Source organism: Achromobacter spanius (assembly GCF_003994415.1).
GTDB lineage: Bacteria > Pseudomonadota > Gammaproteobacteria > Burkholderiales > Burkholderiaceae_B > Achromobacter > Achromobacter spanius_C.
This window is the reverse complement of sequence record NZ_CP034689.1, coordinates 648,232-669,706: the sequence shown is the minus strand read 5'-3', so window position 1 is coordinate 669,706 and position 21,475 is coordinate 648,232. Positions and strand designations below refer to the sequence as shown.

Sequence of the window (21,475 nt, the reverse complement as noted above, 5' to 3'; positions counted from 1 at the left end):
CCGGCCAAGCTGGCGCTTACCGGCCCATTGTCGCCGCCAGCGCAAGCCAGCGGTCATGCAAAATCCTGGCTTGCGCGCGCAACTGCTCTGGTGAGGTGGCGCCGTCGTTGGTGATGACGTCGTCCGCGATGTCCAGGCGAGTTTCTCGCGCAGCCTGTGCCGCCATAATACGCCTGATGGCTGGCTCCGTCAGCCCGCTGCGCGCCTGCACGCGGGCCACCTGCGTGTCAGGGTCGCAGTCCACCACACAGATGCGATCCACACGCCCGCGCCATCGCGCCAGTGACTCCACCAAAAGCGGCACCACGAAGACCAGATACGATCCGGCGGCAGCCGCGGCCTGGCGCCGCGTTTCTTCGGTGATGATGGGATGCAGCACCGCTTCCAGCCGCAGCCGCGTGTCCGGGTCCGAGAAGGCACGCTCACGCATCCATTCTCGATTGAGCGCACCATCGGACGTCAGCGCCTGCGTACCGAATTCGGCTTCGATGGCGGGCATGGCGGCCCCACCGGCCGCCGTCAGCGCACGCGCGATCTCATCCGTGTCGACCAGGGTCGCGCCCCATTCCGCCAGCATGTCAGCCACGCGGGACTTGCCCGAACCGATACCGCCCGTCAGCCCAATCTTGAACATGATGCTTATCCTTTCTTGCCGGGCTTACGCCCTAGTGCATTAAGCGCCACAAGCCTTCGTCGCCACCCAGCAGCAGCATCACGATGCCCGCCAGGGCCAGGTAAGGCCCAAAGGGCAGTGGCTGCCCGCGGCTGGCGCGTCCGCTGAGCGTCAGCGCGCCGCCGATCACCACGCCCACCACCGATGCCGCCAACAACAACATCGGCAGTGACTCCGCGCCAAACCACGCGCCCAAGGCCGCCAGCAGTTTGAAGTCGCCGTATCCCATGCCTTCGCGCCCGGTCAGCAAACGAAACAGATGGAAGATCAGCCACAGGAACACATAGCCGGCCACGGCCCCGATCACCGCCAGGGGCAGCGTGGAGAACGTGCCGAACAGATTGACCAGCAGGCCCGCCCATACCAACGGCTGCGTCAGCACATCCGGCAGCAGCGTGGTTTCAAAATCAATCCAGGCCAGGGCGATCAGCATGGCCGACAAGCCCATGGCGAACAAGGCCACGGGCGTTGCGCCGTAGCGCCACGCACAGGCGGCGAACAAGGCGCAGGTCAGCAATTCAATCGCGGGATAGCGCCAAGCGATCACCGCGTGGCAAGCGGCGCAGCGCCCACGCAGCAGCAGCCAGCCCAGCACGGGCAGCCGACGCCATCCGCGTACCGGAGCTTGGCAGGCAGGGCATTGCGACGCGGGGCGGAACAGGCCATCAGGACTATCGGGCCGCGCGCGGCCCACCGCATCCAGACATTGCGCCTGCCATTCGCGTTCCATCATGCGGGGCAGCCGGTACGTCAGCACGGTCAGCCAGCCGCCGATGAACAGCCCGGCCAAGGCGGCCGCGCCGATAAACGCGCCCAAGGGAATATCAAAGGCCTGCCACACCATGCTCGACGTCATGCTCATGTTCTCGCCCGACGAACGCGCGCGCTCCATTCCGCGCCAAGCCTTGCGGCCGGATGGCAAAAAGCAAGGCGCCGGCCGTGTCGTTTATTGTGCATAAAGTGCGGGCTACACCCAAGAGTGGCTAAGGGAACGTATCGAATCTTCGCATAAGTGCGTAAAATCGGAGACAGACTCAATTCACGGATAAGCTGCCATGACCGCCCGCGTCGACATCGTTTCCCGATCCCGCAAACTCAGCGTCATGGGGCTGCTGCTAGCCGGAACCGCCCTTGGGGCGGCAGGCTGCGCCCAACAGAAAACCGAAGGCTATTACGACCCACCGGTGGAAAGCACGGTAACCGATGCCCAATACCAGGGTTCGGGTGCTGGCTACCGCAGCGTCATCCGCGCGCCGTCGCAGGTGCAAATCGCGCTCAAGCCCGATGCCCGCAAACCGCAGAACCAGGCCCCGCAAGCCTCGGCCGATGCGCCCACCACGGAAGACGGCCAGCCCGTGCCGGAAGGCGCCACCGATACCGGCGGCGCGTCCGCCCCGGCCCCCGCCCCCAATGCCGCGTCGCAAAGCTTGGTGCCGCAGCCGCAAACCTATATGGGCACCCTGCCGTGTTTTTCGCCCGCCATGCAATGCACGGCGCAGCGCGTCACGCTGACGTTGGCCCCTAACGGCCGTTGGCGCGGCCGCACGGCCTACCTGGACGACGACCCCAAGAAGGGCCCTGCCGTTACCGAACAAGGCTGCTGGGACGCCACCGACGAACGCCCGCCGCGCGTCATCCTGATGGATGCCAACGGCAATGTGCGGGTTGAATTCCTGGTAGCCGCCAACAATGTGCTGCGCGTGCGTTCCATTGGCGGCAAAACGCCCAACCTGAACTACAACCTGACCCGCCAACCGGACCTGGACCCGATTGACGAGCTGGCCAAGGCCACGGCGCCCAAGTGCCCCTGATGCCATGAAGGCAGTGCAACGACGGGCCGGCTGAATCGGCCCTGTCCCACGACGCCACACCCATCGGGCCTGACGAACACCGCGTTCGCCGGGCCCGATTCTTTTGCGGCGCAACCTGGCGCTGCACGAAGGCGTCATGGCTCGACTCCGGCGGAGTCAGGGTCAAGCCCGGGCGCAGGCTCAGCCTTGGGCTCCGGTTCGAAGCCAGACCGGCCAGCACCGGGCGGGCTGCCGCCGTATTCCTGCGCAGGTTCATGCAACACGTGGCCAGACGCTGGCGCATGTGCGGTGGGCACCATCAACCCCGCGGGCAAATCGTCCTGTGCGGCTTCAAGAATGGGAGACGCGCCGGAACGCCCGTGCGCGCATAGGCGGCAAGCCAGTTGCATGGCGTTGCGCACATCAAGCTTGATGAAGATGCGGGCGCGATGGGCCTCTGCCGTGCGCAGCGAAATGCCCAGGTCGATGGCAATGACTTTATTCGGGCGGCCGGCCGCCACATAGTCAACGATTTGCCGTTCGCGGGGAGTCAACGCAGAAAGCGCCGTTTCAAGATCGGGACGGGAAACACGCATGGGGCGACTCGTTTTTGCAATGTAGGATTACAAGAAGTCTGCCCGGCCGCCCAAAACGGCGATAGCTGGCAATTCTGTCAGGGGTCAGGGCGCCGCATGAATACAGGCCCCGCCCCGCACGCAGGATCAGGCCTTGTAAGCCAGTTCCAGGTTGTCGATCAGACGGGTGGCGCCCAGCTTGGCGGCTGCCAGCACCACCAGGGGTTCGCCTGCCTGCAGGTCGGCGGCGTCAGGGCGGTTCAGGTCACGCTGACGGCGCAAGGCGATGTAATCCACCTTCCAGCCGCGCTGGCTCAGGTGGTTGGCGGCGTCGCGCTCCAGGGCCTGCGCATCGCGCGCCCCTTCGGCCAGACGCTGGCCGATGTTCTGCAGCGCGGCGTACAGCGCGGGCGCCTCGGCGCGCTCGCCCTCGGTCAGATAGCGGTTGCGCGACGACAGCGCCAGGCCGTCATCGGCCCGCACCGTTTCATGCGCCAGCACTTCCACCGGCAGTTGAAACTGGCGGCACATATTGCGCACCACCATCAGCTGTTGATAGTCCTTCTTGCCGAACACCGCCACGCGCGGCTGCACGCAGGAAAACAGCTTCAGCACCACCGTGCTGACACCTTCGAAAAAACCGGGGCGGAACTCGCCTTCCAGGATATCGCCCAGATCATTCGGCGGCTGCACACGGAAGTTCTGCGGTTCGGGGTACATCTCGCGCTCATTGGGCGCGAACAGCACGTAAACGTCGCGCGCCTGCTCCAGTTTTTCGATGTCGGCGGCCAGGGTGCGGGGATATTGGTCAAAGTCTTCGTTGGGCCCGAATTGCAGGCGGTTCACGAAAATACTGGCCACCACGGGGTCCCCGTGCTGACGCGCCAACTTCATCAACGACAGGTGGCCTTCGTGCAGATTGCCCATCGTGGGCACGAAAGACACGCGGTTTTGTCCGCGCAGGTGATCGCGCAATTCCTGGATGGTGTGTACGACTTTCAAGAGGACTCTCCGGGGTTAGGGGCAGCCCGGTCAGGATCAGGCCGCGACCGCCGCCACGCTGGTATAGGCCAGGCGGACATAGATGGGCGCGTAGGGCTCGGCCTGCGTAATCTCTAGCAAGGATTCGCGGGCCAGTTCCAGCATGGCGATGAAATGCACGACGACCACAGCCGCGGGCGCGCCTTCGCGGACGCGCTCCATGAAGAGGTCGCCGAATTCCATGAAGCGCACGTCGTTCAGGCGCCGCAGGATATGCGTCATGTGGTCGCGCACCGACAACTGTTCGCGCGTGATGTGATGGTGCTGGTTCAGTTTGGCCCGTTTCATGATGTCGGCCCAGGCCTGGCGCAGGTCGTCCACGCTGACCTCGGGCATCATGCGTTCAACGCTGAGGTCGGCCACGGCCTGGCTGCTGACGAAGTCGCGGCCCAATTGGGGCAGCTTGTCGAGCTTTTGCGCGGCCAGCTTCATCTGCTCGTATTCAAGCAGGCGGCGCACGAGTTCGGCGCGCGGGTCCTCGGGCTCTTCGCCGGTGTCGGTCTTCTTTACCGGCAGCAGCATGCGCGACTTGATTTCAATCAGCATGGCCGCCATCAGCAGATACTCGGCGGCCAGCTCCAGATTGGTGATGCGGATCTGGTCCACATAAGACAGGTACTGCCGCGTGACATCCGCCATCGGGATGTCCAGAACATTGAAGTTCTGCTTGCGGATCAGGTACAGCAACAGGTCCAGCGGCCCTTCGAACGCCTCAAGAAACACTTCCAGCGCATCCGGCGGAATGTACAGATCCGTCGGCATCTGGAACAGCGGCTCGCCGTACAGGCGCGCAAACGCCACGCTGTCGACGGTGTCTGGCGTGCTGTCCACGGGCGGCGCCACTAGCTTGTCCAGCGCCTCGCCAGGGACTGAAGGGTTACGGGACATGTCTGCCGCAACGGGGATCAGTCTGCCGAATACACGTACGGTTTTTGCGGCACGCGGGCCGCGCGGAAGCCTTCAAGCAGTTCCGAATCTTGCGGTTTGTCCCAAAGACGGGCGCGGCCTTCACGCTGGCGTTCTTCGGTGCCAGGGTGCGACTGCTTGAAGTCTTTCAGGAAAAGGGTGATCTCGGATTCGTAGTTGGTCGCCATGACGCCAATTTCAGTAGGTTGCAGATCCGACGAGTTTACTTCACGCCGGGCAAAATCCCCGGCGTTACAATCGTCAGGCATCCAACGCCCCCCCTCCCCCCATGTCAGCCGAATCCGCAGCCGCAGCCAATCCCGCTCCGCCCTCAAACCCGGACGCGCTGCGCGCGGCACGCATGATTCCCTTCATCGTGGGCTGTGCGCTGTTCATGCAGATGCTGGACGCCACCGTCGTGGCCACCGCCCTGCCCGCCATGGCGCGGGCGCTGGGGTCCACGCCGGTGCGGCTGAACGTGGCGATTACGTCCTACCTGCTGGCGGTGGCCGTGTTCGTGCCGATCAGTGGCTGGGCGGCTGACCGCTACGGCGCCCGCCGGGTGTTCCTGGCAGCCATCGGGCTATTTACGCTCAGTTCGGTCGCCTGCGCCATTTCGCAGGACCTGCCTCAGTTGGTCATGGCACGGATCGTCCAGGGAATGGCGGGCGCAATGATGGTGCCGGTGGGGCGCATCATCCTGCTGCGCACGGTGCCCAAGCAGGATTTGCTGAAGGCCATGTCGTTTTTGTCCATCCCGGCGCTGCTGGGCCCGGTGATCGGACCACCGCTGGGCGGCTTCATGGTCACGTACATGTCGTGGCACTGGATTTTCCTGATCAATATCCCTATTGGTGTGCTGGGTATTGCGCTGGTGCTGCGCTATGTGGCGGAAATCAAGGAAGAATCGGCACCGCGGCTGGACTGGCTGGGGTTTCTGCTTAGCGCGGTCTGCCTGGCGTCGCTGGTCAGCGGCTTTGAGGCCATCGGCCGCGATGTGATGCCCTTGCCCCTGTTGCTGGGGTTGATCGCGGTGGGCGCGGCGTGCGGGTTCCTTTACGCCTGGCACGCCAGGCGCATTGAACACCCCATCATCGACCTGTCGTTGATGCGCATTCCCACCTTCGCCATTTCCACGCTGGGCGGCAATCTGTGCCGCTTCTCCGTGGGCGCCACCCCGTTTTTGCTGGCCATGCTGTTGCAGGTGGGCTTTGGCCTGACGCCGTTCGCGGCCGGCATGATCACCTTTGCCAGTGCCGCTGGCGCGCTGTTGATGAAATTCGTAGCCACGCCCATCGTCCGGCACTTCGGCTTCCGCCGCGTGCTGACCGTGAACGCACTGCTTACCGGTATGTTCATCATGGTGTGCGCCACCTTCACGCCCGCCACGCCGGTGTGGTTGATGATCGCCATTCTGCTGGTCGGCGGCTTCTTCCGTTCGCTGCAATTCACCGGGGTAAATACGCTAACCTATGCCGACATACCCCCGTCCAGAATGAGCCACGCCAGCAGTTTCGCCGCCATGGCGCAACAACTGGGGATCACGTTGGGCGTCGGGGTGGCCGCGGTAACGCTGAACATCAGCATGACCCTGCGCGGCGCCGAGACGCTTGCGGTCCGCGACGTCATCGCGGGCTTTCTCGTCATCGGGCTGATGTGCATGGCCTCGGTCCTTTCCTTTAGACGCCTTGAGCCGCAGGCCGGGGCACACCTGAACGGCGGCAAACAAAGTGACGACGAATGAATTTGTTCTAGCCCTGGACCAGGGCACGACCAGCTCGCGGGCGATTGTGTTCGACCGCGCGGGCGTGGTGCGCGGCGTCGGCCAGCGTGAATTTCGCCAACACTATCCACGGCCAGGCTGGGTGGAACACGATGCCGGCGAGATCTGGCACAGCCAACTGGACGTGGCGCGCGAAGCGCTGCGCAACGCCGGCGCCACGGCGGCTGATGTCGCCGCCATCGGCATCACCAACCAACGCGAAACCACGCTGATCTGGGAACGCGCCACCGGCCGCCCGCTGGCCCGCGCCATCGTCTGGCAAGACCGCCGCACCGCACCCATGTGCGACCAACTGCGCAACGACGGGCACGCCGACTTCCTGCAATCGCGCACGGGCCTGGTGTTGGACGCCTATTTCTCGGGCACCAAGCTGGCATGGCTGCTGGACCACGTACCGGGCGCGCGCAAGATGGCCGATCGCGGCGAGCTGGCTTTCGGCACGGTGGACACCTGGCTGATCTGGCAGTTGACCGGCGGCGCAGTGCACAGCACCGATTGCAGCAACGCGTCGCGCACGATGTTGTTCGATCTGCATACGCAGGATTGGAATGACGAGATCCTGGCGTTGTTGAACATCCCGCGCAGTGTGCTGCCGAGCATTGCGCCCAGCAGCGCGGTCGTGGGTGAAGCCCTGCCGGAATGGCTGGGCGGCTCGATCCCGATCGCGGGCGTGGCCGGCGACCAGCAAGCCGCCACCTTCGGCCAGGCCTGCTTCACCCCTGGCATGGCGAAGAACACCTACGGCACCGGCTGCTTCATGCTGATGAACGTGGGCGACAAGCCAGTGCAGTCGAAGAACCACCTGCTGTCGACGGTAGGCTGGGGCCTGCCGCAAGCCGGCGTAGACGGCTGGAAGCCCACCTACATGCTGGAAGGCGGCGTGTTCGTGGCGGGCGCGGCGGTGCAATGGCTGCGTGATGGGCTGGGCATCATCCAGCGTTCGGAAGACATTGAGTCCCTGGCTGCCAGCGTATCGGATACCGACGACGTCTTCATGGTGCCGGCCTTCGCGGGCCTGGGCGCACCGCACTGGGACCCTTATGCGCGCGGCACGCTGGTGGGCCTGACCCGCGGCACCACCCGCGCACACATTGCACGAGCCACGCTCGAATCCATCGCCTTGCAAAGCGCGGAGTTGCTGACCTGCATGAATGGCGACAGCGGCATCGCGCTGACCGAACTGCGAGTAGACGGCGGCGCCGCCCGCAACGACCTGTTGATGCAGATGCAGGCAGACCTACTGGGTGTTCCGGTAGTGCGCCCGCGAGTACCAGAATCGACAGCCTTGGGCGCCGCGGGCTTGGCCGGGCTGGCAGTAGGCTTCTGGGGCAGCCAGGAAGAATTCGCCTCCAAATGGCAAGCCGAACGCACCTTCGAACCCGCCTGGCCACAAGCCGTGCGCGAAGCCCGGATGAAACGGTGGCGGCAGGCGGTGGAATTATCGAAGGGGTGGAGCTCGGGGAAGTGATGGGTTACGTGCGATACAGGCCGGCGTCCGCGGGCCGCCCCCCTCGCACTTCACCCATCCTACAAGGCACGGCCCCGCATCCGTAGGATGGGTGCAGCGCGCAAGGCCCCACGCAAGAACCCCATAGCCAGCCGCGCGAAACCCATCAAGCAACCCCCACCGTAGGATGGGTGCAGCGCGCAAAGCCCGATGCAAGAACCCCATCGCCAGCCGCGCGAAACCCATTAAGCCCCCCCACCGTAGGATGGGTGCAGCGCGCAAAGCCCGATGCAAGAACCCCATCGCCAACCGCGCGAAACCCATCAAGCACCCCCCACCGTAGGATGGGTGCAGCGCGCAAAGCCCCACGCAAGAACCCCATAGCCAACCGCGCGAAACCCATCACGCAACCCCCACCGTAGGATGGGTGCAGCGCGCAACGCCCCACGCAAGAACCCCATAGCCAGCCGCGCGAAACCCATCAAGCAACCCCCACCGTAGGATGGGTGCTGCGCGCAAAGCCCGACGCAAGAACCCCATCGCCAACCGCGCGAAACCCATCAAGCCCCCCCACCGTAGGATGGGTGCAGCGCGTAAGGCCCCACGCAAGAACCCCATCGCCGCAAAAAAAGCATCAAGCCGCCCGCACTCCAATCGCCACCACGCGCGCACTAAACTCCTTCAACAACTCCTCCCTGACCTGCTCCGCCCGCTCCAACGCTTCTTCCTTCACGTGCCCATACCCACGTATCTCTTCCGGCACACTAGCTAGCGCGACAGCCTTATCCAGATTCCCGCGATTCAATTTCGCCAAGATCGCCGTCAACGTCTCGCGGTACTCCCGAATCAACTCCCGCTCCGCGCGCCGTTCCGCCGTATACCCGAACACATCCAGCCTGGTCCCACGCAAGCGCCGCAGTTTCGCCAGCACCCCAAAAACCTTCAGCATCCCCGGCCCATAGCTGCGCTTGATCAGATGCCCCTTCTTATCGCGCCGCGAGAACAGCGGTGGCGCCAGATGGAAATGCAGCTTCCAGTCCCCCTCAAACTGCTCGCTGACTTTCCGTACGAACTCGCCATCCGAATACAAGCGCGCCACTTCGTACTCGTCCTTGTATGCCATCAGCTTGAAGTAATACCGCGCCACCGCCAGCGCCAGGCGCTGCGTACCCGTAGCTTCCTGTTCGGCGCGGGCCACCTTGTCCACCAGATCCGTGTACTGCTTGGCGTAGGCCGCGTTCTGGTATTCGGTCAGGAAGGCCTTGCGCTGCGCCACCACTTGCGCCAGTTCACCCGACGGCTTTTTCAGCTCGACCACCGGGCTGGCGGTGCGCGGCCGCTTGATCTCGATGATGTCTTCCGGCGGCGCCAATGGCACGCCGCCATTGGCCATCAGCCGCGCCACGTCGGCCGGGTCATGCGCGGCGCGTCGCCCCCACGCGAAGGCGCGAAGGTTGTTGGGGACCTGCTGGCCGTTCAATTCAATCGCGCGCAGCAGCGCCGCTTGCGATAGCGGGATCCAGCCCTTCTGATAGGCATAGCCCATCATCAAGGGATTGGAATAGATCGCATCGCCCAGCAGCGCCACGGCCATTGCAGCGGCATCGACGGCGTAGAACTTGTCGGTGCCGCACGCAGCTTGCAGATCCGCCGTCAGGTTGGCGCCGGGCAGCGTCCAATCGGGGTTGGCCACGAAAGCGGCGGTGGGCGCCGTATCGCTATTCAGCAGCACCCGTGTGCGGCCGGGGCTTACCCGCGCCATGCTATCCGCGCTGGTTGCCACCACCAGGTCGCCCGCCAGCAGCAAGTCGGCCTCGCCCATGGCAACCCGCGTATTCAGCAGATGGTCGGGCGATTCGGCCAGCACCACATGCGAATACACCGCGCCGCCCTTTTGCGCCAGGCCGGCCATATCCAGCACCGAACAGCCCCTGCCTTCCAGGTGCGCGGCCATGCCCAGCAATTGCCCGATGGTGACCACGCCCGTGCCGCCCACGCCGGCAATGAAGACGCCATACGGTTGATCCAGCAACGGCACACCGGGCGGCGGCACGGCTTCGTCCACCACGCCCTCTTGCGACAAGGCCTTGGGCTTTTTCAGCTTGCCGCCTTCCACCGTCACAAAGCTGGGGCAAAAGCCCTTCAAACAGGAAAAGTCCTTATTGCAGCTTGATTGGTTGATCTTGCGCTTGCGGCCGAACTCCGTTTCCAGCGGCTCCACCGACAAGCAATGCGACGCCTTCGAGCAATCGCCACAGCCTTCGCACACGCGCTCGTTGATGACGACGCGGCGGGCGGGGTCAGGATAGGCATTGCGTTTGCGGCGGCGGCGCTTTTCGGTGGCGCAGGTCTGGTCGTAGATCAGCACCGATACTCCCGGATGCTCGCGCAGGTCGCGCATCACCGCGTCCAGTTCGTCGCGATGCATCACCGGCACGCCCGGCGCCAAGTCAGTGATGTCCTTGTATTTGTCGGGGTCGTCCGTCACCACCACGATCTTGTCGATGCCCTCGGCCGCCACCTGCCGGCTGATCATCGGCACGTTGATGGGGCCGTCCACCGGCTGCCCGCCCGTCATGGCCACCGCGTCGTTGAACAAAATCTTGTACGTGATGGGCACCTTGGCCGCCACCGCCGCGCGGATCGCCAACAGGCCCGAATGAAAATACGTGCCGTCGCCCAGGTTCGCGAAGACGTGCTTCTCTTCGGTGAACGGCGCCTGGCCCACCCAGGGCACCCCTTCTCCTCCCATCTGCGTGTAGACCTCGGTGTTACGGTCCATCCACCTGACCATGTAGTGGCAGCCAATGCCCGCCATGCCACGCGAGCCTTCCGGCAAGCGGGTCGAGGTGTTGTGCGGACAGCCCGAACAAAACCATGGCTTGCGCTCTTCCACCACGCGCGGACGCGCCAGCGCCTGTTCGCGGTCGCGGATGAATGCCAGGCGCGCATCGATACCGGCGCGCACGTCTTCAGGCAGATCAAAGCGCAGCAGCCGCGCGGCAATGGCACGCGCCACCATCGCGGGCGAAAACTCGTAGTGCGCAGGCAGCAGCCAGTTGCCCTGCGGCACGGACCATTCGCCGCCGTCCTTGTCGTCGAACTTGCCGACCACGCGCGGAATCTTCTTGCCGCTGCCGATCCAGCTGAACAGCTCTTCCTTCAGTTGGTATTCCAGCACCTGGCGCTTTTCCTCAACCACCAGGATCTCGTCCAGCCCTTCCGCAAACTGCTGCGTGCCGGTGGATTCCAGCGGCCACACCATGCCCACCTTGAACAGGCGCAGACCGATGCGTTGGCACACCGCTTCCGTCAAGCCCAGATCCGACAGCGCCTGGCGCGTGTCCAGATACGCCTTGCCCGACGTCATGATGCCAAAGCGCGCATCGCGCTGCGGCACGTGCCAGAGCTCGCGGTTGAGCTTGTTGGCGCGCGCGTAGGCCAGCGCGGCGTACAGCTTGTAGTCCAAGAGCCGCGCCTCTTGTTGCAAGGGCGTATCCGCCAAGCGGATATTCAGCCCGTCGGCCGGCAGGATGAAATCTTCGGGCAGTAGGATCTGCACGCGCTGCGGGTCCACGTCCACCGACGCGGACACTTCGACGATATCGGTGATGCACTTCATGCCCACCCACACGCCCGCGTAGCGGCTCATGGCCCAGCCGTGCAGGCCGTAATCCAGCACTTCCTGGACGCTGGACGGAAACAGCACCGGAATCATGCAGGCCTTCAGGATGTGGTCGCTTTGGTGCGGCAAGGTGGATGACTTTGCCGGATGGTCGTCGCCCGCCACCACCAGCACACCGCCATGGCGCGACGTACCCGCTGCATTGGCGTGCTTGAAGACATCGCCGCAACGGTCCACGCCGGGGCCCTTGCCGTACCACATGCCAAAGACGCCGTCGTATTTCGCGCCGGGAAACAGGTTGACCTGTTGCGAGCCCCAGACCGCCGTGGCCGCCAGGTCTTCGTTGATGCCAGGCTGGAACTCAACGTGGTGCGCCTTCAGGTACTTGGCCGCCTTCCACATGTTCTGGTCCACCCCACCCAGCGGAGACCCCCGGTAGCCGGACACGAAGCCCGCCGTGTTCAAGCCCGCTTGCGCATCGCGCACGCGCTGCATCATGGGCAGCCTGACCAGGGCATGGATGCCGCTCATCCAGGCGCGCCCGGATTCCAAGGTGTACTTGTCGTCCAGCTGGACGGATTCAAGCGCCGCGCGCAAGGCGGCTGGCAGGGGGGCATTCATGTCTACTCCAAGATCCTGGATGCCCCTCCAGCTACGCGAGCCGCCTCGCTTGACGGTCACGCGGGCCAACAAGGGCCGTGAAAGTGAAGTCGTGGCGCGTTCGCGCTATTGTGCCGATAGTTGTAACCGGTCGACCAAACCCGGGCAATAGGGCGATGCGATAATTGCCGCCATGGACTTCGCCCCTCGAATCGTTGCCTGGCAACGCCAGCATGGCCGCCACGATCTGCCCTGGCAAAACACACGTGACCCGTATCGGATCTGGCTATCCGAGATCATGTTGCAGCAAACGCAAGTGGCCACGGTGATTCCGTATTACGAACGCTTTCTGCAACGTTTTCCGAACGTGGCCGCGCTTGCCGCCGCCACGCAGGAAGAGGTGATGCCGTATTGGGCCGGATTGGGCTACTACGCCCGCGCCCGCAACCTGCATCGCTGCGCGGTGCAGATCGCCGAAAACTGGAACGGCAGCTTTCCACCTTCGGCCGAAGCCATCGCCACACTGCCCGGCATCGGCCGGTCCACCGCCGCCGCCATTGCCGCCTTCGCCTACGGCGAGCGCTCACCCATTCTGGACGGCAACGTCAAGCGCGTGTTCACCCGCCACTTCGGCATCGCCGGCGACCCCGCCAAGCGCGAGGTCGAAACCCGGCTGTGGGCGTTGGCCGACGCGCAGGTCGAGGCTGCGCCCGGCCTGGACATGGCCGCCTACACGCAAGGCTTGATGGACCTGGGCGCAACGCTGTGCACGCGCGGCAAGCCCGCCTGTGAACGATGTCCCATGGCAGAGACCTGCGTCGCCCGTCGTGAAGGGCGCCAGGCCGAACTGCCCACTCCCAAGGTACGCAAGACGATCCCTGAACGCGAGACGGGCATGTTGGTGCTGCAATACCAGGGCGCGTTCCTGTTGCAGCAGCGGCCCGAGCCGGGCATCTGGGGCGGGCTCTGGAGCCTGCCTGAATTCGATGTGTCGGGCGACCCCGACGCCGCTTCCCGCGCGCTGGGCCTGGAACCCGAACAACGCTTCGAACTGGCCGCCTTCGCGCACACGTTCACGCACTACCGCCTGCACATCCGCCCCTGGCTGGTGCCGGTGCGCGCGGCCAGTCTGCGCGAATCGCCGCTGCCCGAACGCTGGGTGCAAGCCGACAAGCTGGCATCGATGGCGCTGCCCGCGCCGGTCAAGAAGCTATTGCAGGGCCTGGTCGACGCGGGGATGCAAGACAGTTTGTTCTCCACGGCCAAGGCCTGAAGCGTGATCGCGGCGGGCGGCAAACAGCGGACGCCAGCGGACCGCGAATGGCGCTCTGAACCGCTACTTGTCTTCGGGCGCCGACCCGCTCAACAACATCACCAGCTTCAAGTCCGGATGCGTGGCCAGCCGGAACGTGATCTGCTGAAACGCCAGCTTGCCGTCGCGCGGATGCTGAAATTCGCGCAAGCCGCCTTCGCGTTCCACCACCGCGTGGCGCGTCCACCAATGGGCGAAGACGGGGCTTTGGCGATTCAGCGTGTCCAGCAAAGCCAGCACGGCGGACTCATCCAGATGCGCCCCCGCGTCGGCACGAAACTCCGCCACGACGCGGCGCGCGCGCTGCTCCCAATCCACCACCAATTCACGGGCGGCCGGGTCCAGGAAGATGTAGCGCAGCAGGTTGGGTTCGGGGTCGCGCGTGGGCCAGTTGTCGAACAGGTCGCGCAGTGGCGCATTACAGGCCAGCACATTCCAGGCGCGGTCCAACACATAGGCCGGTGCGTTGATCGCGTCCACGCATTCCTGCAAGGGTCCGGGCGCGGCACCCGCGTCATCGCGCGCATGCTGGGGGTCGGCGCAGTCGGCCAGGTCGAACAGGTAGGCGCGTTCCGCGCGCGCCAATTGCAGCACTCCCGCAATGCGCGACCACACGGACGGCGACACCGAGACCTCGCGCCCCTGTTCGATCCACGTGTACCAGGTGACGCTGATGCCGCACAACTGCGCGACCTCTTCGCGGCGCAGGCCCGGCGTGCGCCGCCGCATGCCGTCGGGCAGGCCGGCCATGCGCGGGGTGATGCGGGACCGCGCGCTGCGCACGAATTCGCCCAGTGCCTGGCGGCGCAGGGGCGATCCGTCTTGGGAGGCCGAGCCTTGGGGGGAAGTAGTCATACCAGGATAAGCAATGGACTTGTACGTGTATAAAGGCCGGCCTATCTTAGCGCCTGCACCTGACATCCCGCACAACGCCATCAAAGGAATTCCATGACCGCCAGCACCCACGACGCCGCCGTCGACCGCCAGTTCAGCCCTCGCGCCACGGCGTACCTGACCAGCGCCGTCCACGCCCAAGGCGAAGACCTGCTGCAAATGGCCGGCATCGCCCGCCAGCATCCGGCGGCACGCGTGCTGGACCTGGGCTGTGGCGGCGGCCACGTGAGCTTTCACGTGGCGCCCGAGGTCAAGGAAGTCACCGCCTACGACCTGTCCCAACAGATGTTGGACGTCGTCGCGGGCGAAGCCGCCAAGCGCGGCCTGGCGAACCTGGCCACGCGCCAGGGCAAGGCCGAATACCTGCCCTTTGCCGACGGCGAGTTCGACCTGGTGATGTCGCGCTATTCCACGCATCACTGGCAAGACGCCGGCCGGGGCTTGCGCGAAGCGTTTCGCGTGCTCAAGCCCGGTGGCACTGCCGTGTTTGCCGATGTGGTGTCGCCCGGCGAGCCGCTGCTGGACACCTGGCTGCAAACGATAGAAGTGCTGCGTGATACCTCCCACGTGCGCGACTACTCGGTGGCGGAATGGACGCGCATGCTGACCGAGGCGGGCTTCACGTTGCAAGGCCTGTCGCCGCGCCGTCTGCCACTGGAATTCCAGACCTGGGTCACGCGCATGCGCACGCCGGACACGCTGGTGGCGGCGCTGCGCCATATGTTCAGCATTGCGCCGGACGTGGTGCGCGCGCATTTCGATGTGCAGGAAGACGGCTCATTCACCAGCGACACGGCCACGATCGTGGTGAAGAAGCCGGGCTGATTCACGCCAGCGCCCCGCCTACCCCCTGACTGCGTAGCGCATGCGCCGCTTGCGACACGGCCCGCACAAAACGCGGGTCTGCGCCCAGGTCGCCGAACACCGCAGCCAGCCCGGTCAGCGTTTCCGTCCAGGCCAGCATGGCGGCTGGCCCCGGGCCACTACGTTCAGCGGCAAGTTCAGCGGCCAGTTCCGCTTGCCCGTAGCGTTGCGCCAGCTCGGCGGCCATCGGGTCCTGGATGTCGTAGCGCAGCCCTGCCTCGTCAACGCCGCGCAGGAAATGCAGCCACGCGGCCACCGCCAGCGCCAGCTTGCCAATCGGCAAGTCCGCCGCCAACCGTGCCCGCACGGTGTCCAACAGGCGCTGCGGCAGCTTCTGCGAACCGTCCATCGCAATCTGCCGGGTCTGGTGTTTTAACGCCGGGTTCTCAAAACGCTGCAACAGCCTTTGCTGATAGCGCGCCAGGTCCAGGCCCGGCAAGGGCGGCAGCGTCGGCACGATTTCGTCCTGCATCAACGCTGCCAGGTAGGCTTTCAACGCGGGCTGCGCCATGGCTTCGTCCACGGTTGCCCAACCCGCCATCACCGACAAATACGCCAGCGCCGAATGCACGCCGTTGACGGTGCGCAGCTTCAAGGTTTCAAACGGCGCGGCCTCGGTCACGAAGCGCGCGCCGCCCGCGGTCCAGTCCGGGCGGCCGGCCGCGAACTGATCTTCCACCACCCATTCCAGATAGGGCTCCGCCATCACCGGCCAGGCATCGTGCAGGCCCAGCGCCCGCGCAACGTCGCGCCGGTCCTGATCGGTGGTGCGGGGCACGATGCGGTCCACCATTGAACTGGGGAACGCGCATAAGGTGTCAATCCACGTCGCCAGTGCCGGGTCGACCCGCCGTGCAAACGCCAGCACCAAGCCGCGCAGCAAATGCCCGTTGCTGGGAAGATTGTCCAGCGACATCAGCGTGATCGGCCCCTGCCCCGCCGCACGCCGTTGCTGCAAGCCCCGCACCAGAAAGCCGATGGTGCTGCGCGGCAACCGAGGTTGCGCAAGGTCATGCACGATGTCGGGGTGGTGCAGGTTCAGGCGACCGCTGGCCGGGTCGTGGCAATAGCCTTTTTCGGTAACGGTGACGCTGACGATGCGCGTGTCCGCATGCGCAATGCGCGCCAGCACAGCCTGCGGATCTTCCGGCGCAACCAGCATTTCAAGCAGGCAGCCGATTACCGTGGCCTGCTGTTGCTCGCGACCGGTCGCGTCGGCGCTGCGCAAGGCCAAGGTGTACAAGCCCGCTTGCGGCGCCAGCGCATCGCGCGTGTCGGCCTGCCGCAAGGACACGCCGCAAATGCCCCAGGCCAGGTCCGCGCCCCCGCCCCCGCCCACATGCAGCGCGGCTTCGTTCACCGCAGCAAGATGCGCGCGCGCGAACGCGCCCAGGCCCAGATGCACGATGCCCACGCGCAAGGCGTTGCGGTCGTAAGAAGGCCGTGCCACGTCCAAGGGCAGCGAGGCCAGACAAGCGGGCGTCAGGCGCGCGGCATCGACCGCTACCAATTCCATAGCGTGCCGTCCTGCTGCAAGCGGTTCACCGGCAGGTAGGCGCGCTTGTACGGATACTTGGCGGCCAGCTTTTCATCGATGTCAACGCCGTGGCCGGGCACATCACCGGGATACAGCATGCCTTGGTCGAACGTGTAGGCGTGCGGGAACACGGCGTCGGTCTCTGCCGTGTGGCGCATGTATTCCTGGATGCCGAAGTTGGGCACCCACAAATCAAAGTGCAGCGCCGCCCCCATGCAAACGGGCGACAGGTCGGTGGCGCCGTGGCAGCCGGTGCGCACCTGATACAACGAGGCCAGGTCCGCAATGCGTCGCAGATGCGTGATGCCGCCCGCGTGCACCACGGTGGTCCGGATGTAGTCGATCAACTGGTTCTGCACCAGGTCCTTGCAGTCCCAGATGGAATTGAAGATCTCGCCCACGGCCAGCGGCGTGGTCGTGTGCTGCCGGATCAGGCGGAAGGCATCCTGATTTTCGGCCGGCGTGGCGTCTTCCATCCAGAACAGGTTGTAGGGTTCCAGCGACTTGCCCAGTCGCCCGGCTTCGATCGGCGTCAGGCGGTGATGCACGTCGTGCAGCAGATGGTGTTCAACGCCCAGCTTGTCGCGGATGCGGTCGAATAGCTGCGGCGTGTGGCGCAGGTACTTTTCGGTGGACCAGTCGTGTTCGCTGGGCAGGTCGGCGTCAGCGGGTTCGTAGAACAGGTTGCCGCGCCCCACGCCATAGACCTTGTCCAGCCCCGGCACGCCGCTTTGCGCGCGGATGGCGCGGTAGCCCATGTCGGCATAGCGCAGCACTTCATCCAGCGTGTGCTCGATGTCCGAGCCGTTGGCGTGGCCGTAAACCATGACGCCGCTGCGGCTCTTGCCGCCCAGCAACTGATACAGCGGCATGTCCGCGGCCTTGGCCTTCAGGTCCCACAGCGCGGTGTCCACGGCGGCAATCGCCGTCATGGTGACCGGGCCGCGCCGCCAGTAAGCGCCTTTGTACAGGTACTGCCAGATGTCCTCGATCTGATGCGCGTCGCGCCCGATCAGGCAGGGAATGACGTGTTCGGTCAGATAGGCCGACACCGCCAGTTCGCGCCCGTTCAAGGTGGCATCGCCAATGCCGGTCAGGCCCTGGTCGGTTTCGATTTTCAGGGTCACGAAGTTGCGGCCCGGCGAACAAACGATCACGCGTGCATTCGTAATTTTCATTTTGGATTTCCGAGTAGACGGGAAAAGAGGCGGCCTAGCCTTCCCAGCCCAGGTGGCTAAGGAAGTCCCGGGTGCGGGCGACTTGCGGGTTATCGAAAATCTGTGTGGGCGGGCCTTGTTCCAGGATGGCGCCGTTCTCGAACACCACCACCCAATTGGCCACGCGCCGCGCAAAGCTCATTTCATGCGTCACGACGATCATCGTCATGCCTTCCTGCGCCAGCTTCTTCATCACGTTCAGCACTTCGCCCACGGTTTCGGGGTCCAGCGCCGACGTGGGTTCATCGAACAACATCACTTCGGGTTCCATCGCCAGCGCGCGCGCGATCGCCACGCGCTGCTGCTGTCCGCCCGACAGGTTGGCGGGAAAGTTGCCGGCCTTGGCGGCCAGCCCCACCTTTTCCAGCAGCGCCATGGAGCGGGCGCGCGCGGCCTCGGGCGACATGCCCAGCACCGTGATGGGGCCCATCGCCACGTTGTCCAGTGCCGACTTGTGCGGAAACAGCTCAAAGCTCTGGAACACCATGCCCATCCGCTGGCGCACCCGGCGCACGTCGGATTCCGATTCGGGCAGCGCCACGCCGTCCAGCAGCACCCGGCCGCCATCCAGCTTTTCCAGCGCGTTGGTGCAACGCAGCAGGGTCGACTTGCCCGAGCCGGACGGCCCGATCAAGCACATCACTTCGCCCTTGTTCACTTGCAGCGACACGTCGTTCAGCGCGACGAAATCGCCATAGACCTTGCGCACGTGCTCGTAGACCAGCACGGGCGGCTGGTCCGCGCCCTTGCGCGCGGCGGCAGAGGCGGCGGCGCCTGCCACGGCCGGCGGGTGTTCCAGGATCATGTCGTTCATTCCTTGACTCCGTATTTGCGATGGACCCAGTCGACCAGCTTGGCTTGCGGATAACCCATCAGCCAATAGATCACCGCCATCGCGGTCAGCATTTCCAGCACGCGAAAGCTCTGCGCGCGCACTTGCATCGAGGCGTACGCCAGTTCGCTGACCGCAATCACCGACACCAGCGACGTATCCTTGAACAGCGAAATCCAGGTGCTGGCCAGCACCGGCAGAATGCGCCGTCCGGCCTGCGGGATCAGCACCTTGAACATCGCCTGGTGGCGCGACATGCCCATCGCCAGCGCGGCTTCCATCTGGCCCTTGCGGATGGAGTTGATGCCGGCGCGAAACGTTTCAGAGTTGTAGGCGGATACGTTCAACACCAGCGCGACGAGCGCGGTGGTGACCGCCGAAAACTGCACGTCCAGCGCCATCGGCATGACGTAGAACGCCCAATAGATCACCAGGATCAGCGGCAGGTTGCGAAAGAACTCCACGATGGCCACCGCGACGCCGTTGGCGACGCGGTTGGACGACAGCCGCATCAGCGCCAGCACGATGCCTCCCGGCACGGCCAGCACCATCGTCACTACCGTCAACATGATCGTCATCGCCGCGCCTTGCAGCAGCAGGTTGCGCGAATCCCAGATGATTCCCCAGTCCAGATTCATGACCGCCCCAGGTGTGCATAGCGTTGATAAAGACGATCCACTCCGCGCGTGACCGGAAACAGGATCACGAAGTACGCGATGATCACCGCCGTGAACACTTCAATGGGCCGGTAGCTCTGGCCCGCGATCGTCTCTGCCTTGTGCATGAGCTCCGGCACGGCGATCACGGTGGCGATGGCCGTGTCCTTGATGGCCACCGTCAGCACCGACCCGAAGGCGGGCAGCATGCGGATGGTGGCTTGCGGCAGGATGATCTTGCGCAGCGCCTGCGCGCGCGACATGCCCAGCGCCAGCCCCGCGCGCATCTGCCCCGGCCGCACCGATTCGATACCGGCGCGTATCACCTCGGCCGAATAGGCCGCGATATGCAACGTCAGCGCCACCAGCGCCGCCCAGAACGGCGCGAAGTTCACCCCGGCCAGCAAGGGGAACGCGAAGTAGATCCAGACCAGCACCACCAGCACGGGTATGGCGCGCATGCTGTCGATGTAGAACACCAGCGCCACGCGCAGCCAGCGCGGCCCATACAGACGCAACAGGGCAATCACCAGGCCGAGCAGAATGCTGGATATCGCGGTGATGGCGCTGAGCGCGACAGTGATCCCTAGGCCGCCGGCAAAAAAACGCCAGTTATCGACGATGGGAGAAAAATCGAGATCCATGGAGTCTCCGTGGGATTAGGACGCAAGGAACGCGCGACGCCTCAGAACGTCACCATCACTTTCATCGCCTGATGCCGGTCGGCCGCCAGCGCAAACGCGGCGTGCACGTTCTGCACTGGCACCGCCGCCGTCAACAGGGGCGACACGTCCAGCACGCCACGGCTCAGGTAATCCACGGCCCAGGCGTATTCGTCGACAAAGCGGAAGCTGCCGATCACCGACAGGCTCTTGACCATGATCTGGTTGAACGGGCATTGCTCGCTGCTGCCGTTCAAGGTGCCCACCGTGACGATCACGCCGCGCGGGCGCGTGGCGCGTATGCAGTTGGCCAACCCGGCGTAATTGCCCGAGGCTTCGAAGCACACGTCGATGGTGCCCTTGCCCGCCGCCAGCGCATCGATGGCGGCGGGGTCGGTCGCGGCGTTGATGGTGCGCGTGGCGCCCACGCGCGCGCAGGTGGCCAGCGTTTCGTCCACGATGTCGACCACCGTCACCTGGCTGGCGCCCGCCAGCCGCGCCGCCATCAAGGTCAGCGCGCCGATGGGGCCGGCGCCCACCACCATCACCGATTTGCCCAGCAGGCTGCCGGCGCTGCGCACCGCGTGCAGCGCCACGGCCAGCGGCTCGCCAAAGGCGGCCAGTTCGAACGACAAGTCGTCGGGCACCAGCAGGCACTGCTTGTCCTCTACTACCACCTGCTCGCGCATTGCGCCCTGCATGTGCGGATACTTGCTGGCGCTGCCAAAAAAATGCACCGCTTCGCAATGGTTGGAATCGCCCTGGCGGCAATAGCGGCACACGCCGCAGGTGCGGGCGGGGTCCAGCGCCACGCGGTCGCCCGGCTTGACGCTGGTAACGGCCGCGCCCACTTCCAGCACCTGGCCGGACGCCTCGTGTCCCGGCGTCAGCGGTTCGCGGATGACGAAGTCGCCCACTTTGCCGTGACGGTAGTAATGCAGGTCTGACCCGCAGATGCCCACGGCCTTGATGCCCACGCGCACCTGTGTCGCGCCCAACGGCTCGAGCGACTGTTCGGTCAGGCGCAGGTCCTGTGCCCCATGAATCGCGCAATTCAACAT

The 21,475-nt window shown here is 65.1% G+C and carries 19 protein-coding genes; 5 read left to right on the top strand and 14 right to left on the bottom strand.

The window, feature by feature from the left end; genetic code table 11:
• Positions 1-16 precede the first annotated feature (16 nt).
• Positions 17-634 (bottom strand): dephospho-CoA kinase, encoded by a 618-nt coding sequence (gene coaE, locus ELS24_RS02975; RefSeq protein WP_127183364.1) that lies wholly within the window; start codon positions 632-634, stop codon positions 17-19.
• Positions 635-665: 31 nt separating this feature from the next.
• A complete protein-coding gene (locus tag ELS24_RS02970; protein WP_417221133.1) occupies positions 666-1,535 on the bottom strand; it encodes a prepilin peptidase in 870 nt (289 codons plus the stop codon).
• Between the two features lie 193 nt (positions 1,536-1,728).
• On the opposite strand from ELS24_RS02970, the gene ELS24_RS02965 reads away from it, so the two are divergent.
• The gene (locus tag ELS24_RS02965; protein ID WP_050447030.1) at positions 1,729-2,484 is read left to right on the top strand and encodes a copper resistance protein NlpE N-terminal domain-containing protein; all 756 of its coding nucleotides are present in this window, start codon (positions 1,729-1,731) and stop codon (positions 2,482-2,484) included.
• 134 nt (positions 2,485-2,618) lie between these two features.
• Here the strand turns inward: ELS24_RS02965 and ELS24_RS31485 are convergent, their stop codons facing one another.
• The 4 genes from ELS24_RS31485 to ELS24_RS02945 all read right to left on the bottom strand — a co-directional run bounded on the left by ELS24_RS31485 (position 2,619) and on the right by ELS24_RS02945 (position 5,173).
• Complete coding sequence (locus ELS24_RS31485) at positions 2,619-3,059, bottom strand: response regulator transcription factor (protein WP_127183363.1); 441 nt, start codon at positions 3,057-3,059, stop codon at positions 2,619-2,621.
• 126 nt (positions 3,060-3,185) lie between these two features.
• Positions 3,186-4,040, bottom strand: coding sequence for a pantoate--beta-alanine ligase (gene panC / locus ELS24_RS02955; protein WP_050447029.1), 855 nt, complete (start codon positions 4,038-4,040; stop codon positions 3,186-3,188).
• 36 nt (positions 4,041-4,076) lie between these two features.
• Entirely contained in the window at positions 4,077-4,967 is an 891-nt protein-coding gene (locus ELS24_RS02950; RefSeq protein WP_050447028.1) for a segregation and condensation protein A, read from the bottom strand.
• A gap of 17 nt (positions 4,968-4,984) precedes the next feature.
• Positions 4,985-5,173, bottom strand: a complete 189-nt coding sequence (locus ELS24_RS02945) for a DUF3460 family protein (protein WP_050447026.1) — start codon at positions 5,171-5,173, stop codon at positions 4,985-4,987.
• A gap of 101 nt (positions 5,174-5,274) precedes the next feature.
• Here ELS24_RS02945 and ELS24_RS02940 point away from each other — a divergent pair, with 101 nt between their 5' ends.
• Together ELS24_RS02940 and glpK are read left to right on the top strand one after the other, a co-directional pair.
• On the top strand, positions 5,275-6,729 hold the full coding sequence (locus ELS24_RS02940) for a DHA2 family efflux MFS transporter permease subunit (RefSeq protein ID WP_127183362.1): 1,455 nt from the start codon (positions 5,275-5,277) through the stop codon (positions 6,727-6,729).
• Positions 6,716-8,236, top strand: coding sequence for a glycerol kinase GlpK (gene glpK, locus ELS24_RS02935; protein ID WP_127183361.1), 1,521 nt, complete (start codon positions 6,716-6,718; stop codon positions 8,234-8,236). Before ELS24_RS02940 ends, glpK begins: the two co-directional genes overlap by 14 nt.
• Before the next feature lie 613 nt (positions 8,237-8,849).
• Here glpK and ELS24_RS02930 read toward each other — a convergent pair.
• On the bottom strand, positions 8,850-12,461 hold the full coding sequence (locus tag ELS24_RS02930; RefSeq protein ID WP_127183360.1) for an indolepyruvate ferredoxin oxidoreductase family protein: 3,612 nt from the start codon (positions 12,459-12,461) through the stop codon (positions 8,850-8,852).
• 172 nt (positions 12,462-12,633) lie between these two features.
• On the opposite strand from ELS24_RS02930, the gene mutY reads away from it, so the two are divergent.
• Complete coding sequence (gene mutY, locus ELS24_RS02925) at positions 12,634-13,713, top strand: A/G-specific adenine glycosylase (RefSeq protein WP_050450243.1); 1,080 nt, start codon at positions 12,634-12,636, stop codon at positions 13,711-13,713.
• Between the two features lie 63 nt (positions 13,714-13,776).
• On the opposite strand, the gene ELS24_RS02920 is transcribed toward mutY, so the two are convergent.
• The gene (locus tag ELS24_RS02920; protein ID WP_127183358.1) at positions 13,777-14,607 is read right to left on the bottom strand and encodes a helix-turn-helix transcriptional regulator; all 831 of its coding nucleotides are present in this window, start codon (positions 14,605-14,607) and stop codon (positions 13,777-13,779) included.
• Positions 14,608-14,700: 93 nt separating this feature from the next.
• Here ELS24_RS02920 and ELS24_RS02915 point away from each other — a divergent pair, with 93 nt between their 5' ends.
• Positions 14,701-15,471 carry a class I SAM-dependent methyltransferase gene (locus ELS24_RS02915; protein WP_127183357.1) on the top strand — a complete coding sequence of 257 codons (771 nt, stop codon included), beginning with the start codon at positions 14,701-14,703 and terminating at the stop codon, positions 15,469-15,471.
• Position 15,472: 1 nt separating this feature from the next.
• On the opposite strand, the gene ELS24_RS02910 is transcribed toward ELS24_RS02915, so the two are convergent.
• From ELS24_RS02910 to ELS24_RS02885, 6 genes are read right to left on the bottom strand one after another with little or no spacing between them, the layout of a single operon-like run.
• Positions 15,473-17,026, bottom strand: a complete 1,554-nt coding sequence (locus ELS24_RS02910) for a mannitol dehydrogenase family protein (protein WP_127183356.1) — start codon at positions 17,024-17,026, stop codon at positions 15,473-15,475.
• The gene (gene manD, locus ELS24_RS02905; RefSeq protein WP_127183355.1) at positions 17,014-18,225 is read right to left on the bottom strand and encodes a D-mannonate dehydratase ManD; all 1,212 of its coding nucleotides are present in this window, start codon (positions 18,223-18,225) and stop codon (positions 17,014-17,016) included. The genes ELS24_RS02910 and manD overlap by 13 nt, the downstream gene beginning before the upstream one ends.
• 34 nt (positions 18,226-18,259) lie before the next feature.
• Positions 18,260-19,078 carry an amino acid ABC transporter ATP-binding protein gene (locus ELS24_RS02900; protein ID WP_050450248.1) on the bottom strand — a complete coding sequence of 273 codons (819 nt, stop codon included), beginning with the start codon at positions 19,076-19,078 and terminating at the stop codon, positions 18,260-18,262.
• On the bottom strand, positions 19,075-19,734 hold the full coding sequence (locus tag ELS24_RS02895) for an amino acid ABC transporter permease (protein WP_127183354.1): 660 nt from the start codon (positions 19,732-19,734) through the stop codon (positions 19,075-19,077). The genes ELS24_RS02900 and ELS24_RS02895 overlap by 4 nt, the downstream gene beginning before the upstream one ends.
• Positions 19,731-20,396: an amino acid ABC transporter permease gene (locus tag ELS24_RS02890; protein ID WP_050450250.1), complete on the bottom strand. Its 666-nt coding sequence runs from the start codon at positions 20,394-20,396 to the stop codon at positions 19,731-19,733. Before ELS24_RS02890 ends, ELS24_RS02895 begins: the two co-directional genes overlap by 4 nt.
• Before the next feature lie 41 nt (positions 20,397-20,437).
• The gene (locus ELS24_RS02885; RefSeq protein WP_050450251.1) at positions 20,438-21,475 is read right to left on the bottom strand and encodes an L-idonate 5-dehydrogenase; all 1,038 of its coding nucleotides are present in this window, start codon (positions 21,473-21,475) and stop codon (positions 20,438-20,440) included.